Below are 16,529 nucleotides of genomic sequence, written 5' to 3' on the forward strand. Positions count from 1 at the left end.
TTTTTTGGTTTTTATATCATTTTCGTTATACGGGGGTGTGGTGCTGACCTGGTATTGTGGTTTTTTTATCAATCTGCGTGATAGGATTTTCTTCCCAGATGCACACATCCGCATACACCAAAATTCTTGTTTTGGGGATACTTTTTGTAATCAATGTATGCAGTGCCGCAATGCGGACAGCTAAACGAGTTATAATAACGGAAAGTTTTTCCTTCCTCTTCGTATGTCCAGGTTTCTTTGTCAAACTCATAAGCTGTGATTTCGCAACAATCCAACCCATCATCGGAATATGCGATATCACTTTGCGACATATAGAATGCGTATCCGTGAAAACAGAAGGATTTACCGCAATCGGGACAAATACCAATCAGTCTGATATTGGAAGGCGTTGTATAGCCCCGGTATTTTAAGGCTTTCATCGGCAAATCCTTCCCTCTGAGCATCTCGTAGCGTTTTTTGGATGCCTCCCCACCGAATGCAAGAAAATGTGCTTCCATACGGTACCCGATATCACCGGATGTCATGCTTCTTTTGGTCGGATCATCGGAAATAAAACCGTCAATTTGTGCTATGGGAGCGGATGGAATTCCTTGCATGTAGATCCTGATACTGATGATGAAGTATTTTCCGTTAAAGTTTTCATCTTTTTCAGTTTGCAGACAATATTCCACAGTTTTGACACCATCTTCCAAAACAGAAATGACAGGTTCTTTTTCTGACAATGAAATCGCTCCCGTAAATTCAAATTGCGATGTGTCAGAATGGCTGCTTTTCCACTTTAAAAAGAGTTTGGAATCAAAGTGAACGGTTTGTCCGTCCAATTTGATGGGAGATACTTTACTTTTTGTTTTTTGATATTTTGCTTGGGAGATAAATCCCTGTGATTGTAATTTGTCGAAGATGTCTTCAATATCCGTCAGGTTGAATTTATGGCGAGTGTAAGGCAACTCCTTGTGAAACTTTTCTGTGAATGATTCTTTCGAAATATCTTTATGAAAAGTAAATATGTTGTGACATCCTCCTGCCATTGGGGCGGTTATCTGATGATATATAGTGCAAGACTGATCTTCACTGGTTTCAAGCCATAGGCGTTCTTCCTCGTGATATGGGCCGCTCCCTGATATGTAATTGTACAGTATAACCTTGGGCGGACTGACTCTTGGCATTGTGTATGAAAGGGTTTCCTTTTTTTCTGCCGGTTTGTTTAACTGCTGCAGTTTTCTTTTTATGAAAAATGTATCAATTTTATATTTGACTATACTAAGAGCTGCAATACCTGCGAAGATTAACAAAAAAAATAGCACTAAGGTAAAGAAAGCACCGGACTGTTTTGCTGATTTTTTTGGCTTATCGGTTTCCACCGGAGAAGAATTTGTATCCGCTCCTGCTGCATTGCCGGTTGGAAAAAATTCTTCTTGAAACGAAACGGTATCCACAATGTTTTTTGTTTCCTCTGATGTGACAAGTAAGATATTGTCGGATACAAAGGAAATGGTGCAGTATTGATCTTTAAAATAAAATTGATACAGTATGTTCGCATATTGCTTGTTATTTTCCGTGGAAATATATGCGATGTAAATTCCCTGATAGGCATTGGAATCTGTAACAATTATTTTTGGTGTTTCATGAAAAAATGCGAACGAATCTTTGCTGCGAACAGACTGTTCCAAGGCCTTTAAATGTTTTTCTGAAAAAACAGAATACTTTAAATCGGAAAAATTCCAAAAAGCAACTTTTGCAGAAATAGTTGCGGGAATATCACGAATGGAGTGGTCAACGGTACGCCATTCATAATCCGATATTTGTTTATAGTACTCCGGAAATTCGATGATAATCGGACGGTTCTGAGCGTTTATTGAAGCACTTGATAATAACAGGAGAAGAAAGGCGATTACAATAATTTTCAATTTTTTCATAAATCATATCTTTCCAATTTCTTTTTTGTTTCCATGTAGTGATGGGAGTTTGAGTGTTGTTGATTATACCATATTACGATTGCCATGTCAACGGATTTTTTCCGGGCTCGAAAAGAGGCAGGTGTGTATCCAACGGATTGCAATCATAAAAAGAAATGATAAATACACGTAAACAAAAAAAACTTTCTCTCAATCGGAGAAAGTTTTTTTGAAAATTGATTTAGCCTTCGATTACAATTTCAATCGCAGCGCTCTGGGGAGGAAGGCTGAAGGTAGTAGCTTCCATATGGGTACCGGAGATTTTCATACCTGCTTCTAAATCGTTGATTTTGTAAATTCTTCTGTTCATTACGTGATGAATGTTGGTTTCTTCGGAAACATTCAGCTGGATTTCACCGTTTTCGGTTTCAACCAGCACAAAATCTTCACCAACTTCTTTTACGGTTCCGGAAAATGCAACGCTTGCGATTTCTTCGGGAGCTAACAATAATGTATTTTCATACATTTCCACACTCATCACGTTTTTCGCAGTTGCCTGAGCAGGTAAGCTCATGGTTACAGCGTTATCTAAATATTCTACCATAAATTCGGTACCGTTTTTGATGTCTGCTAAAGCAATACCCTGGAAAATGGTTTCCTCAGCAAAGTTTACTTCAACTTCGCCTAAAATTTCATCCATTACCAGCACGGTGCTTTCGTTCATATCTTCTAAGGCAGTTACAACTCTATAAGTGTCTTCTTCTTTTTTGGGGTTGGTGATTTTAATTTCACCGTTTACATCCACTTCACAACCAACACCCTGAAGAATATTTTCCACAAAGCTTACGGGAACGTAGGTTCTGTCGTCAATCAGCTGAGGTGCAATTCCTAAGCTCATGGGAGCCATTTTAGAGAAGGTGTATTCATCTTTGGTAGGATACATGGTGATATAGTGTGCACCTTTGGTTAAAGTAATCATAGCGGTTTCATTATCGTAACCAACTTCGTAACCTAATTTTTCACACAGAGCACGTAAGGGGAGCATTACATTGTCACCATCTACATAAGTGTCTGCATTCAGAACTTCGCCGTTTATAATCATTTTGTAAATGGGTTTGGTCATCGGGATAAATGCACCGTTTTCAATTGCTTCCACTTCTACGGGAGCAGAGATGGTCATAATGTCGCCCTGAATGTTGTCTGTACCGTCATGCACATATTCAGCGAATACTGCACCGGTGGATAAGGTTGCGGTCACTAACAGACCTGCGGTTAAAGTTTTAAAAGTTTTTTTCATGGGGTTTCCTCCATATATTTCATATTTTTTTAATCATTTTATGTATCGCTTCTCACGATTCACGCTCTATAAGACGAGGACTTACATAAAAAGTTCCATAAAATTTTAAAAAATTTCAATTTAGCGAAAAAATTGTTAAAAAATTAGCAATTAGGTTGCAAATTACAGGTTTCTATATTATAATGTATAGCATAAAATAAAAATTGAGGAATCAAAACGAATGAAGAAAATTCAGTTATCGGATCATTTTACCTATCAAAGATTATTAAAATTTACGTTTCCTTCCATTATTATGATGATATTTACATCCCTTTATGGAGTGGTGGACGGTATTTTTGTGTCCAATTATGCAGGAAAGACTGCCTTTGCTGCTATCAATCTGATCTGGCCTGTGGTAATGATTTTAGGCGCCATCGGTTTTATGTTCGGGACGGGCGGAAGTGCTTTGGTTGCCAAAATATTGGGAGAACAGAACAAAACATACGCCAACCGAGTATTTTCTGCCATTGTGTATACTTCGGCATTGTTGGGGATTGTTTTAAGTATTCTGGGGCTTATCTACATTCGTCCCATTGTTGCAATGCTGGGAGCTGAGGGGCAGTTGGCAGAAGATACGGTGCTATACGGCAGTGTGCTGTTTATTGCAGTGGTGACTTTTATTTTACAAAATGAATTTCAATCCCTTCTGGTTGTGGCAGAAAAACCGAAAATGGGACTTTATGTGACAGTTGGCGCAGGGGTGACTAACATCGTTTTTGATTATATTCTGATTGGAGTTCTGGGTTGGGGACTATTTGGTGCCGCGGTAGCTACTGCCTTTTCTCAGGTGGTTGGATGTGTGATTCCGCTTTGTTATTTCACGTTTAACAAAAAAGGGGTGCTGCATTTAGGAAAACCGGGCTGGTATCCTAAAGAAATTTTGAAATCTTGTACCAACGGGGCATCTGAAATGCTTTCCAATATTTCCTTGTCTTTGGTAAACATTTTATATAATATGCAGTTTTTCAAAATTGCAGGAGAGAACGGACTTTCTGCTTATGGAGTTATGATGTATATTAACTTTGTATTTGTGTCCGCATTTTTGGGCTACTCTATGGGCGTTGCACCTGTTATCAGCTATCACTATGGGGCGAAAAATACCGATGAGCTTCACAATTTACTCAAAAAAAGCATGACAATATTGGCTGTGTGTTCAGTGGCGATGTTTTTATCCGCAGAGCTTTTGAGCGCACCGTTGTCTGCTTTGTTTGTGGGATTCGATGAGACATTGTATCAGATGACTTACCGTGGGTTTATGATTTATTCGGTATCATTTTTACTTTCAGGATTTAATATCTTTGCATCTGCTTTCTTTACCGCATTGAATAATGGGGTAGTGTCGGCAATTCTATCCTTTTTAAGAACATTGGTATTTCCGATTATTACCGTGTGGATTTTTCCGTTGTTTTTTGGCCTGGACGGCCTTTGGAGTGCGGTCATCGGTGCAGAACTTCTGGCAATTCTTTTTAGTATCGGATTCCTTACGGGAAATCAAAAACGTTATCAATATTAAATTTTGCACAGAAAACGAAAAAGGAATCAAAAAATGGAATAAATAACCAAAAAAACAAATTCTTTGTCTTTTTTTGCAAATACAAAGAAGCGATGATAGGATATACTGTAGGTAAAGCAAATAAAAAAACTGGAGGTTACTCTATTATGAATAAGACAACTCTTGTAGTAATGGCGGCAGGTTTAGGTAGCCGTTACGGTGGATTAAAACAGATTGACCCTATCGGTCCCAGCGGAGAAATTATTATTGATTACTCCGTTTTTGATGCGGTGAAAGCTGGTTTTTCCAAGGTTGTATTTATTATCAAAAAAGAAAATGAAGAGATTTTCAAAGAAGCGATCGGGAATAAACTGGAAGGCACCATTGAAGTGGCTTATGCATTCCAGGATGTAAATGATATTCCCGGCGGCAATACCTACGGTAGAGAAAAACCCTGGGGTACCGGTCATGCAGTGTTGGCTGCAAAACCCTATGTAGACACTCCTTTTGCGGTAATTAATGCAGATGACTTCTATGGACGAACCACCTTTACCGGTTTGCAGAAATTTTTGGAAAACGTTTCTGATAATGAACGTTACCAGTATGCTATGATGGGCTTTGTTTTGGAAAACACCTTAACCGATAACGGTTCTGTTGCAAGAGGTATCTGTGAAGTTTCTGAAGACGGTTTATTAAAAAATATTACCGAACGTACTAAAATTCAAAAATTTGGCAACGAAACCAAATTTGAAGAAGACGGCGAATGGACGGTTATTCCCGAAGGAAGCTTTGTGTCTATGAATACCTGGGGCTTTACCCCCAGCATTTTTGACGAACTGGAAAAACGTCTTCCCAAATTCTTGGAAGACAGCAAAGATAACATCTTAAAAGCAGAATATTTTCTGCCTTCTGTTGTAGATGAGTTAATCCGTGAAAACAAAGCAGATGTTAAGGTACTGCCTTGTAATGAAAAGTGGTATGGCGTTACCTATAAAGAGGATAAAGCATCTGTGATGGAATCTATTCGTAAGATGGTGGATGACGGTGTTTATCCCTCAAATTTATGGAAATAATTTTCAAAGAGGAATCTGGTCGAGATTCCTCTTTTTTCGTATTTTTTAACAGAGATTTTTAAATTTCTCAAAAACTTTTTTAAAAGTAAAAAGCCAGTGTTTTCAATGGGAAACAACTTCTTTTGGTTTTCAAAAATCGGTTTTTTTGCCATTTTTGCTTGACAAATTGTTACAATTGTGTTACAATGGCTGTGGTCGTATGTTTTCGTACGAAGGACGGACCCGTTTCGTGCAAGCCGATTTTTTCGCCTGAAAAAATGGTTTGTATGCGAGATTTTTTAGCTGTTAAAAAAATCTGTTTTTCTTGTTTCGGCCCCGGCTTCGTACAACACAAAGAAAGGAGGGAATGCTGGATTGCGTAAAAGTTTTTTAACATTCGTGGGGACAGTAATTCTTTTACTTACTTTCACGATTTCTGCATTTGCAGATTCTCGTTATGTTAACGCTAGTGTGTTAAATGTGAGAAGCGCACCCAGTACTACCAGTACTATCATTGATCAGGCAGTTCGTGGAGACGAAGTTGAACTGATCGAATTAACAAACGAGACTTGGGTAAAAGTATATTTTAACGGTCGCTATGGTTACGTTGCAAGAGAATATCTTAACGTTGAACGTGTTGCAAGTAACTTGGGCTCCCGTAGTGGGCAAAGACCGGTGAGTCAGGGAAGCTCTTCCGTGATTGAGTATGCGAAACAGTTTATTGGTATCCCCTACGTTTATGGTGGAACCACTCCGAGCGGTTTTGACTGCTCCGGATTTGTACAATATGTTTATAAACATGTGGGTGTGAATTTATCCAGAACCACCTATACTCAGGTACAAGAAGGCACTTATGTGCCGAGATCGGAACTGCAGCCCGGAGATTTAGTATTTTTCGGCTCTGCAAGCAATGTTCACCACGTTGGCATTTATGTTGGCGATGGTCAGTTCATTCATTCGCCGAGAACCGGTAGAACGATCTGCATCGAAACTCTTAACAGCGGGTATTATAATAACAATTATTATACTGCCAGAAGAGTAAGATAATAACGACCGTAATTATATGATGCATATGAAAAAATACTGTGGGAGCAATCCGACAGTATTTTTTCTTTCTGAATAATTAAGAAGGAGGTGGCGGTACATGAAGAAAAACAGTCAGAAAAATCAGTTTGTTTTTTTAAAAGAGGAGCTTTTATTAGCAGAGGATACTTTGAAGAAATTGCTGTTTTGGTACCAAAAAGATCATCGGGACCTTCCGTGGCGCAAAACACGTGATCCGTACTGTATCTGGATTTCTGAAATTATGCTTCAGCAAACCCGTGTGGAAGCGGTAAAAGAATATTACCGTCGCTTTTTGGAGGTCTTGCCGACTGTATCGGCATTGGCAGAGGCAGAAGAAGAACTTGTCTTAAAACTTTGGGAAGGCTTGGGGTATTATAGCCGCGCAAGAAACTTAAGAAAAGCCGCCGGTGTGATTATGGAAAAACATGGCGGTTTGTTTCCATCTGATTGGGAGTCTGTGCGAAAATTGCCCGGGATTGGAGATTACACTGCAGGGGCAATTTTATCCATTGCGTTTGGTCAACCCGTTCCTGCCGTGGATGGCAATGTACTTCGGGTATTAAGTCGTGTATTTCACGATGAATCCGATATTTTAGATCCCAAAACCAAAGTTCGTATGACAGAGCTTTTAAGGCAGGTGTATCCCACAGAATATTGCTCCGAGGTCACTCAAAGCCTGATGGAATTAGGCGCTATGGTTTGTGTGCCAAACGGAGAGCCGAAGTGTTTGGAATGTCCTCTTTCGGAAATTTGTGTTACAAAAGCCGAGGGAGATACGGATAAAATTCCTGTTAAATCCAAAAAAGTTTCCCGAAAAATTGAGAAGAAAACGGTCTTTATCATCCGAGCAAATGGGAAATATGCAATTCGCAAACGTGTTGAAAAAGGATTATTGCACGGAATGTGGGAACCCATAAACTTTGAGGGGCATCTTTTAGAATCTGAAATCAAAAAGCAATATCCTCTTGCTCAAAAAATCAAAACAAATGGGACACACCGCCATATTTTCACCCATATAGAATGGGATATGATCGGTTATTGTTTGGAGCTTCCCGAAGAAGACGGGGAGTGCCAATGGGTAGGCAGGGAAGAATTGGAATCTACTTATGCCATCCCCAAAGCGTTTCAACCCTTTTTTCAGAATGAATAAGAACCCGACCCGATGACGCAATCAAAGATTGCGGTCGGGTGCCCGGAACCTTGTTGTATTCACAATCAAAAAAGTGAGTTTTTCTGTAAAGAAAACTCATTTTTTTATTGTATAACCTGGATATAAATACCATATAATCAAGGGAAGACTTTTTTGAAAAAAAGGGGAGTGTTCCTTGATGAAAAAAAGGTTTAAAAGCCTGTGGTTTCAACTGTTGTTGGTTGGAGTATTGCTGATTTTAGTGCATAAAATTTTAAATGACGGGACGGCAATTTCTTCATTTTTTCAACGAATTTATACAGTGCTTCGCCCGTTTCTGATCGGTGGATTGGTCGCATTATTTTTATATAAGCCCTGTTTATTTTTTGAAAAACGATTTTTACGGCATCCAAAACGTATTATTCGGCAACATGCTACCGGCCTTGGGGTTACGGTAGTATACGGTGTGCTGGTTGCTGCATTATGGTTATCGTTGCAGGTAATATTGCCCGGAGTTGTTCGCAATCTGGAGACTCTGGTTCTCAGCCTTCCTTCCTATTACACAGAAGGTATGGCATTTTTACAACAAAATTCATTGTTATCTTCTATGAATATTCCCCAACGGCTGGCTCCTTTTTTAGAGCAACTGTTTTCAGCAGAATCGGTTGGTCGCTATATGGAATATTTATCTCACATGGCGACCTCTGTGGTTTCCGTGCTGACGGGAATTGTGGTGTCGGTTTATATGCTTTTGGAAAAGAAACCTCTTTTTTGTGTGGGCAAACGGTTGGTATCGTTGGTGGTAAGAAGAACAGACAGACACACTGTTTTTTCCCATCTTGGGAAATTAGGGAATTTGTTTTATTCTTATTTTACCGGACTTGGGTTAGATGCTTTACTGGTGGGAACTTTTTCGGTGTTATTGTTTTTTGCCTTTGACGTGCCCTATTCTTTTTTGTTTGGCGTGTTTTCGGGAGTATGCAATCTGATTCCTTTTTTTGGCCCTATTTTTGCAGCTTTGGTGATTTTTTTGTTGTGTTTTTTGTCTTTGGGGTTTTCAAAAGCAGTTTGGATTTTAGCATTGCAAATTCTGTTGGGGCAGGTTGATTCCAATGTGATTCAGCCGAAAATTATCGGTCATTCGGTGGGAATTAGTCCTTTTTGGGTGATTTTTTCAGTTTTGGTATTCGGAGAATTGTGGGGTGTGATGGGAATGATTTTCGGTGTTCCCATTGTGGCAGTTGCACGGTTTTGGTTTTTTGAATTGGAAGAAATGCGCTATGAATAAAAAAATACACAGAATCATTGGATTCTGTGTATTTTTTGTTTATTTATTGGGGAAATACTGGAATAGATTACATTTAATCATACCGTTATAAAGTTTTCGCTTTTTATCGGAGAATTTGCCGTAATAGTCCTCAAATTTTTCTTCGGGTGTTAAGATAAATGCAGACCAGCCGGGCAATTTTTTACGGAAGACCTGTCCCATCTGTTTATAGAGCAGCCGGCAGGCTTCTTCATCCAGCAAACGTTCCCCGTAAGGCGGGTTGCAGACGATGGTGCCTTCGGTGTAGGGCGGGGTGAAATCTGCCACATCTTTTTGAGAAATTTCCATCAAATCAAAGGTGCCGGACAGCTTGGCATTATGAGTGGTCAGTGCCACTGCATTGGGGTCGATATCTGATGCTATGATTTTTAATTTGGAATCGTTTCGTATTAAGCTTTTTGCTTCGGCTTTGGCGTCTCTCCAGATTTTTGGGGAAATTTGAGGGAAATACATTGCGGAAAAATCACGGTTTAATCCGGGGGCAATGTTTTTTGCAATCAGCCCTGCCTCAATGGGAATGGTGCCGGAACCCGAAAACGGGTCTGCAAACACACCGTCATAACGGAAACGGCTTAGGGTGACAATAGCTGCTGCGATGGTTTCTTTTAAAGGTGCCTGATTGGAATTTTTTCGATAACCACGCTTATGTAAGGGTTGTCCTGAGGTGTCTATCATTAAGGTAAGCACGTCTTTCATCAGAGAAAATTCCACCTGATAGAGAACTCCTGATTCCGGAAAATAGCTCTGATGATAAGCACCTTCCAAAGAACGTACAATGGCTTTTTTGATGACCGACTGGCAACCCGGCACACTAAACAGCTTAGATTTTAGAGAATATCCTTTCACGGGGAAGGAATCGTTTTTACCAATCCAGTTTTTCCAGGGAAGACTTTTTGTGAAGTCAAAAAGCTCATCGAAGGTGGTGACCTTTTTTTCCCCCATTTTAATTAAAATTCTTTCTCCGCAGCGAATCCACAGATTACAGCGGGCAATAGCGGATTCATCCCCTAAAAAAGTCACTCTGCCGTCTGTTACTTCGGTGACTTCATAGCCTAATTTTTTCACTTCTCTGGAAACTAAAGATTCCATTCCGAATAAGGTTGTGATAATCAGTTCCATACTTATTTTACCAAGGTGAAGCCTGCATCTTCAACTGCTTCTCGGATAGCATCTTCTGATACCTCTTTGGTAAGGGTTAAGGTTGCACATTTTTCTTCTAAATTCACAGTTGCGGTTACGCCGTCCAGCTCATTTAAAGCATTTTCCACACGACGGGAGCAGTGCGCACAACTCATACCGTCTATATAAATGATTTTTTCCATAAGAAAGCACTCCTTTTTTGTTTTGTTTTCTTTATCATAACATACTTTTCTAAAAAAATCAATCGGACACAGAAAATCTGTGCCCGATTTTTTTGTTATGCAGAGTATTTCGCTTGTATATGTGCCACGATTTTTTGCCCCAGCTGGGCAATCTTGTCGGAGTCTTCACCTTCCAGCATGACCCGGTATAACGGTTCGGTTCCGGAAGGGCGGAGCAGAACTCTGCCACGTTCTCCCAGAATTTTCTTCGTATTTTCCAAAATTGCCAGAAGTTCAGTATCTTTTGTGATTTTATCTTTGGCATCTTTTCTGATTTTCACATTGTAAAGCACCTGAGGAAGTTTTTGCATCAAGGAAGAAAGTTGGGAAAACGGAACTTTCTTTTTTGCAATAATTTCGGCCATTTTCAGTGCTGTTAAAATGCCGTCTCCCGTAACAGCATCTTTTGGGAAAATAATGTGACCGGATTGTTCTCCGCCAAGAGAATAGCCGCCTTTTTTTAGTTCTTCCCATACATAGCGGTCACCCACTTTGGTAGATACCAACGAAATGTTTTGTTCTTTTGCAAACAGGGTAAGGCCTAAATTACTCATTACTGTTGCCACAAGGGTGGTTTTGGCTAACGTGTTTTCCTGTTTCATATGGTATGAGAAGATGGCAAGGGCCTGGTCGCCGTCCACTTCGTTGCCGAATTCATCACAAAACAGCGCTCGATCTCCGTCACCGTCAAAGGCAATACCAAAATCTGAACCCGTTTCTGTTGTGAAGCGGCAGATGTTTCCGATATGCGTGGAACCGCAGTTTTTGTTAATGTTGATGCCGTCAGGTGTATTGCCTGTTGAAACCACTTTGGCACCTAAGCGGCGAAAAACTTCTTCCGCAATTCCTGCAGTAGCGCCGTTGGCACAGTCTAAAGCAATTTTAATCCCCGAGAAACTATCCGCAGTTTTTTCAATCAGCCAATCAATATAATCTGCTTTGGCATCAGGTGCGGGAAGAATTGTTCCGATGCTATCGGATAAAGAGTAGGGAATTTTATTTTCGGTTTGGACTAGTAATTCGATAGCCTCTTCGGTTTCATCCGGGAACTTCATCCCGTTTTCATCAAATAATTTAATCCCGTTATATTCGGAGGGGTTATGGGACGCGGAAATCATAATGCCGCCGTCGCATCGGTATTTTTGGGTAAGAAGACTGACTGCAGGAGTTGGCAGGATTCCCAGTTTTATCACATTTCCGCCTGCAGAGAGAATTCCGCTTGTTAGAGCAGATTCCAGCATATCTCCCGATGTTCTGGGGTCTTTTCCTATGGCAATGGTCGGTTTTTTGTTCTTTTTAGAAAGTTGGTAAGTTGTTGCCCGACCAATGGAATACGCCAAAGGACAGGTAAGCTCCTGATTTGCGATTCCTCTTACACCGTCGGTACCAAACAGTTGTCCCATAATGTGTCAATTACTCCTTTATTACTAAAATTTCATATAACACATCGTCGTAGCTGAAAGCAATCACGGTATCGCCGGTTTCGTATCGGCTGTCATTGATTTCCAAGAAATCGGAAAGCTCGATTTTTCCGTTGGATTTTAATTCATACACGTAAACAGGATTGTTCACTTCGTATACTTTTTCGGTGTCTCCTGCCAGGGAAATCAGCTCAATCCCTTTTTGTTTGTAAGTTTCTTTCACGGTGCCGACGGCAATGTGTCTTTTGGTAGTATTGCCGATTGACAACAGTTCTATACGGTTTTCGCGGGGGAGATTGTTGGCGTTTAAACCGATGCTGATACGATTGACTTCATCCCACAGATTTCGGGAATAGGATATCACATCACCCGGGTCGATTCTGTTGTCGTCTGCAATGGCACTTTTGGTAATGGTAACATCTTCGTCAATAAGAAGTGTGGTCAGTTTTCCATCTTGAAAGCCTTCCACTTTGGTAATGAGTTCGTTGTGCTCATTTACCACGGTGGATACACGGGATATCACAAAGAAGTAATTGTTTGCTTTTAGCGTTTCTTGCTCGGTTTGGTTATTGTTATCGCCTTCGTTGCTTTCAGGTTTTTTGTAGTTTAATGCACGCTCTAATACCATTGCAATTTCTGCACGGGTAATTTCTTTATGAGGACCAAATGTTCCGTCAGGATAGCCGTTTAGAATTTCTTCATGAGCCAGCGCTTTTACCGCAGAAACATAGGTTTCGTCCACTGCTTCCAAATCCCGGAAGGAAACGGATTTATCCGCGAGGGAATTGGTTGGCTTCAGGGCTACATAAATGGCATATGCCACTTCCTGACGAGTGATGTTTTTTTGAGGCATAAAGAGTTCCGAATTGACGAAATAGCCGCCGCTTTTGGTAACGTAGGGATAAAACCAGTCTTTTTCTGACACATCTTCATAGGAAACAGTTGCTTTATTGCCGAACATCAAAGTGATTAACTTCGTAAATTCTGCCCGGGTGATGTTTTTTTCGGGACCAAATGTGCCGTCTGTGTAACCGTTTATGTATCCTTTTTGGGAAAGATTGGTAATGGCGGATTTTGCCCAATCATAGTCCTGTGTTACATCGGGGAAGGCAAAAACGGAAACGGTCAGCGTAGTAAGTATCATTGTCATACATAAGAAATATCGTAGTAATTTTATCATATTAAATCCTTTCGTGGGTGTTTTTAATTGTTTTCACTTCTATAGACGCAACTTTTTTAAAAAAGTTATCGAAAAACGAACCATAGATTTCATCTCATTATAACTGAAAGGGATAGTTTTTGTCAATAATAAACTGTGACAAAATAAAGTTGGAAGAATGAGGAACCAAAAATGTGGATGTTAATCGGAAAAACAGCTCTTATTTATGTGGTGGTAAATATTGCAATGCGTTGTATGGGGAAACGTCAGGTGGGAGAACTTTCCACTTCGGAGGTGATTGTGGCATTTTTGATTTCAGAAGTGGCATCTGCACCGCTCAGTAATCCTGATGTTTCTGTTTGGATGAACATTATCGCTATTTTTGTTTTGGTAGCAATGGAAATTCTTTACTCTTATCTTAGTATTAAATGTCCGTTTTTTATGACATTGACACAGGGAAGACCAACAGTAATTATTGAAAACGGAAAAATTCTGGAAAAGTCGCTTTTAAAAAACCGTTTGAGCATTTCGGAACTGAATGAAGAGTTAAGGCTCAAAAATATCAATATTGCTGATGTGTACCTTGCAATTATCGAAAATAACGGACAATTAAGTATTATTCCAACCAACAAAGCTTCGGGAGTTACCAGGGGAGATCTTGGCGTAACGGCCCAGTCGTCTCCGCAAGATTTTGCTGTGATTATTGATGGGAAAATTTTAGAAGATAATTTAAGACGGGTGGGAAAAAATAAGAAGTGGTTGGAGAAATATCTTCAAACAAAAAAGGTCTCTTCCGAAAAGGAGGTACTGGCTCTTTATGCAGACCAAAACGGTGCCACCTTTTTTCAAAAAAAATTGCGGAAAAATCAAAATTTAAAAAAACTGTTCAAAACGGCAAAAAAATAATAAAAAAATTCAGTAAAGTTGTGTATTTCTATTGTTGACAAACCAAAAAAAGTGTTGTATAATGTGAAAGATAAAAGAAACAAATACAAAAGTATTTGAAATCAATTTAACGTTGCTACAGAAAAAAGCGATGAAACAGAAAAGAGGATGATTACAATGGCATTCAAAAGTGGTATCTGGGAATCAGAAATCAATGTCAGAAACTTCATTTTAAACAACTACACTGAGTACACCGGTGACGAAAGCTTTTTAGCAGGTCCCACCGAACGTACCACTAAATTATGGGACGAGCTTTGCGAACGTCTGAAAGTGGAAAGAGAACGTGGCGGTGTTTATGATATCGACGAAAAAACCATTTCCACCGTATCTTCTCATAAACCCGGCTATATTGACGAGGCTTTAGAGCAGATTGTTGGTGTGCAGACTGACGAACCCTTAAAAAGAGCAATTATGCCCTTTGGCGGTATTCGTCTGGTACATAACTCTTTAGAAGCATACGGCAAAAAGCTGGATCCTGAAGTTGCAAATATCTTTAATTACCGTAAAACTCATAACGACGGTGTATTCGATGCATATACCGACGAAATGAAAAAAGCACGTCACACCGGTATTATTACCGGCCTGCCCGATGCATACGGCCGTGGAAGAATTATCGGTGACTACCGTCGAGTAGCGCTGTACGGCGTGGATTTCTTAATTGAGCAGAAAGAAATTGCGAAAAAGAAAATCAACCCCGTAATTATGGACAGCCCCCATATCCGTTTAAGAGAAGAAATCTCTGAACAGATCCGTTCCTTAAAAGAACTCAAAGTAATGGCTCAAAGCTACGGCTTTGATATTTCCAAACCTGCAACCAACGTAAAAGAAGCAATCCAGTGGTTATATTTCGGTTACTTAGGTGCAGTAAAAGAACAGAACGGTGCTGCAATGTCCTTAGGTAGAGTTTCCACCTTCTTAGATTGCTATGCAGAAAAAGACTTGGCAGAAGGCACCTTCACTGAAGAAGAAATTCAGGAATTTGTTGACCACTTCATCATGAAATTGAGAATCGTTCGTTTCTTACGTACTCCTGCTTATGATGAACTCTTCTCCGGTGACCCCACCTGGATTACCGAAGCAATCGGCGGTATGGCAGAAAACGGCAAAAGCTTAGTTTCTAAAATGTCTTACAGATTCTTGCACACTTTAACTAACTTAGGTCCTGCTCCCGAACCGAACATGACCGTTCTCTGGAGCGAAAACCTGCCTGAAGCGTTCAAAAAATACTGTGCAAAAGTGTCTATCCAGACTTCTTCCATCCAGTATGAAAATGACGAGCTGATGAGAGAAAAATTCGGTGATGACTACGGTATTGCTTGCTGTGTATCCGCTATGAAAATCGGTAAACAGATGCAGTTCTTCGGCGCAAGAGCAAACCTGGCAAAAGCACTGCTTTATGCTATCAATGACGGTAAAGATGAAAGATATTCCGAACAGGTTGGTCCTAAGGTTGGTGCATTAAGCGGTGAATACTTAAACTACGACGAAGTTATGGAAAAATTCGACAAAATTTCCGACTGGTTGGCAGAGCTGTATATCAACACCTTAAATATCATTCACTATATGCACGATAAATACTGCTACGAAAAACTGGAAATGGCTCTTCATGATGAAAACATCGTAAGAACCTCCGCTTGCGGTATGGCAGGTCTTTCCGTAGTGGCAGACAGCTTATCTGCAATCCGTTATGCAAAAGTAAAAGCAATTCGTGACGAAAACGGTATTGCTCACGACTTTGAAATCGAAGGCGATTATCCTAAATACGGTAACAACGATCCCAGAGCGGACGAAATCGCTGTTATGCTGGTTGAAAACTTCATGAAGAAACTGGCAGGTCACACCACTTATCGTGGTTCCAAACCTACCATGTCTATCTTAACCATTACTTCCAACGTTGTATATGGTAAGAAAACCGGTTCCACTCCCGACGGCAGAAAAGGCGGCGAACCTTTTGCTCCCGGTGCGAATCCCATGCACGGCAGAGATTCCAAGGGGTGTATTGCATCTATGAAATCTGTTGCAAAACTGCCTTACGATTATTCTGAAGACGGTATTTCCTACACCTTCTCCATCATTCCTGCTGCGTTAGGTAAATCTGATGAAGAAAAAGTGGAAAACTTGGTATCCTTGATGGATGGTTACTTTGGTGATACCGGTCATCACATCAACGTTAACGTTATCAATAAAGAAGTTCTCTTAGATGCAATGGATCATCCTGAAAAATATCCTCAGCTGACCATTCGTGTATCCGGTTACGCTGTAAACTTCATTAAGCTGACCAGAGAACAGCAGTTAGACGTTATCAACAGAACTTTCCATACCCGTTTCTAATCGAAACTGAAAGGAA

Annotated in this window: 13 protein-coding genes; 7 read left to right on the plus strand and 6 right to left on the minus strand. The window is 40.1% G+C overall.

The window, feature by feature from the left end; genetic code table 11:
• Positions 1-68: 68 nt before the first annotated feature.
• Together E7413_06090 and E7413_06095 are read right to left on the minus strand one after the other, a co-directional pair.
• Positions 69-1,916, minus strand: coding sequence for a hypothetical protein (locus E7413_06090; GenBank protein MBE7019426.1), 1,848 nt, complete (start codon positions 1,914-1,916; stop codon positions 69-71).
• A 220-nt stretch (positions 1,917-2,136) separates the two neighbouring features.
• Positions 2,137-3,192: a copper amine oxidase N-terminal domain-containing protein gene (locus tag E7413_06095; GenBank protein MBE7019427.1), complete on the minus strand. Its 1,056-nt coding sequence runs from the start codon at positions 3,190-3,192 to the stop codon at positions 2,137-2,139.
• Between the two features lie 220 nt (positions 3,193-3,412).
• Between E7413_06095 and E7413_06100 the strand changes: the two genes are divergently transcribed.
• The 5 genes from E7413_06100 (at position 3,413) to E7413_06120 (ending at position 9,257) form a co-directional block, all read left to right on the plus strand.
• The gene (locus tag E7413_06100) at positions 3,413-4,744 is read left to right on the plus strand and encodes an MATE family efflux transporter (protein ID MBE7019428.1); all 1,332 of its coding nucleotides are present in this window, start codon (positions 3,413-3,415) and stop codon (positions 4,742-4,744) included.
• A 143-nt stretch (positions 4,745-4,887) separates the two neighbouring features.
• Entirely contained in the window at positions 4,888-5,796 is a 909-nt protein-coding gene (locus E7413_06105) for a nucleotidyltransferase (GenBank protein MBE7019429.1), read from the plus strand.
• Positions 5,797-6,150: 354 nt separating this feature from the next.
• Positions 6,151-6,822, plus strand: coding sequence for an NlpC/P60 family protein (locus E7413_06110; protein MBE7019430.1), 672 nt, complete (start codon positions 6,151-6,153; stop codon positions 6,820-6,822).
• Between the two features lie 97 nt (positions 6,823-6,919).
• A complete protein-coding gene (gene mutY, locus E7413_06115) occupies positions 6,920-7,990 on the plus strand; it encodes an A/G-specific adenine glycosylase (protein MBE7019431.1) in 1,071 nt (356 codons plus the stop codon).
• A 178-nt stretch (positions 7,991-8,168) separates the two neighbouring features.
• Positions 8,169-9,257, plus strand: coding sequence for an AI-2E family transporter (locus E7413_06120; protein MBE7019432.1), 1,089 nt, complete (start codon positions 8,169-8,171; stop codon positions 9,255-9,257).
• A gap of 39 nt (positions 9,258-9,296) precedes the next feature.
• On the opposite strand, the gene E7413_06125 is transcribed toward E7413_06120, so the two are convergent.
• The 4 genes from E7413_06125 to E7413_06140 form a co-directional block, all read right to left on the minus strand.
• Positions 9,297-10,415, minus strand: a complete 1,119-nt coding sequence (locus tag E7413_06125) for a class I SAM-dependent RNA methyltransferase (protein ID MBE7019433.1) — start codon at positions 10,413-10,415, stop codon at positions 9,297-9,299.
• 2 nt (positions 10,416-10,417) lie between these two features.
• Entirely contained in the window at positions 10,418-10,618 is a 201-nt protein-coding gene (locus E7413_06130; GenBank protein ID MBE7019434.1) for a heavy-metal-associated domain-containing protein, read from the minus strand.
• A gap of 95 nt (positions 10,619-10,713) precedes the next feature.
• Positions 10,714-12,060 (minus strand): phosphoglucosamine mutase, encoded by a 1,347-nt coding sequence (locus E7413_06135; GenBank protein MBE7019435.1) that lies wholly within the window; start codon positions 12,058-12,060, stop codon positions 10,714-10,716.
• Positions 12,061-12,070: 10 nt separating this feature from the next.
• Positions 12,071-13,258: an S-layer homology domain-containing protein gene (locus E7413_06140; GenBank protein ID MBE7019436.1), complete on the minus strand. Its 1,188-nt coding sequence runs from the start codon at positions 13,256-13,258 to the stop codon at positions 12,071-12,073.
• A gap of 171 nt (positions 13,259-13,429) precedes the next feature.
• Between E7413_06140 and E7413_06145 the strand changes: the two genes are divergently transcribed.
• Together E7413_06145 and pflB are read left to right on the plus strand one after the other, a co-directional pair.
• Positions 13,430-14,143: a DUF421 domain-containing protein gene (locus tag E7413_06145; protein MBE7019437.1), complete on the plus strand. Its 714-nt coding sequence runs from the start codon at positions 13,430-13,432 to the stop codon at positions 14,141-14,143.
• Between the two features lie 156 nt (positions 14,144-14,299).
• Positions 14,300-16,513 (plus strand): formate C-acetyltransferase, encoded by a 2,214-nt coding sequence (gene pflB, locus E7413_06150; GenBank protein ID MBE7019438.1) that lies wholly within the window; start codon positions 14,300-14,302, stop codon positions 16,511-16,513.
• Positions 16,514-16,529 lie beyond the last annotated feature (16 nt).

Source organism: Oscillospiraceae bacterium (assembly GCA_015068645.1).
GTDB lineage: Bacteria > Bacillota > Clostridia > UMGS1840 > UMGS1840 > SIG452.

Excerpts from the sequence above, each read along its gene's own strand:
- E7413_06090 (MBE7019426.1), bottom strand. The coding sequence starts at position 1,916 with ATGAAAAAATTGAAAATTATTGTAATCGCCTTTCTTCTCCTGTTATTA.
- E7413_06095 (MBE7019427.1), bottom strand. The coding sequence starts at position 3,192 with ATGAAAAAAACTTTTAAAACTTTAACCGCAGGTCTGTTAGTGACCGCA.
- E7413_06100 (MBE7019428.1), top strand. The coding sequence starts at position 3,413 with ATGAAGAAAATTCAGTTATCGGATCATTTTACCTATCAAAGATTATTA.
- mutY (MBE7019431.1), top strand. The coding sequence starts at position 6,920 with ATGAAGAAAAACAGTCAGAAAAATCAGTTTGTTTTTTTAAAAGAGGAG.
- E7413_06120 (MBE7019432.1), top strand. The coding sequence starts at position 8,169 with ATGAAAAAAAGGTTTAAAAGCCTGTGGTTTCAACTGTTGTTGGTTGGA.
- E7413_06125 (MBE7019433.1), bottom strand. The coding sequence starts at position 10,415 with ATGGAACTGATTATCACAACCTTATTCGGAATGGAATCTTTAGTTTCC.
- E7413_06130 (MBE7019434.1), bottom strand. The coding sequence starts at position 10,618 with ATGGAAAAAATCATTTATATAGACGGTATGAGTTGTGCGCACTGCTCC.
- E7413_06135 (MBE7019435.1), bottom strand. The coding sequence starts at position 12,060 with ATGGGACAACTGTTTGGTACCGACGGTGTAAGAGGAATCGCAAATCAG.
- E7413_06140 (MBE7019436.1), bottom strand. The coding sequence starts at position 13,258 with ATGATAAAATTACTACGATATTTCTTATGTATGACAATGATACTTACT.
- E7413_06145 (MBE7019437.1), top strand. The coding sequence starts at position 13,430 with ATGTGGATGTTAATCGGAAAAACAGCTCTTATTTATGTGGTGGTAAAT.
- pflB (MBE7019438.1), top strand. The coding sequence starts at position 14,300 with ATGGCATTCAAAAGTGGTATCTGGGAATCAGAAATCAATGTCAGAAAC.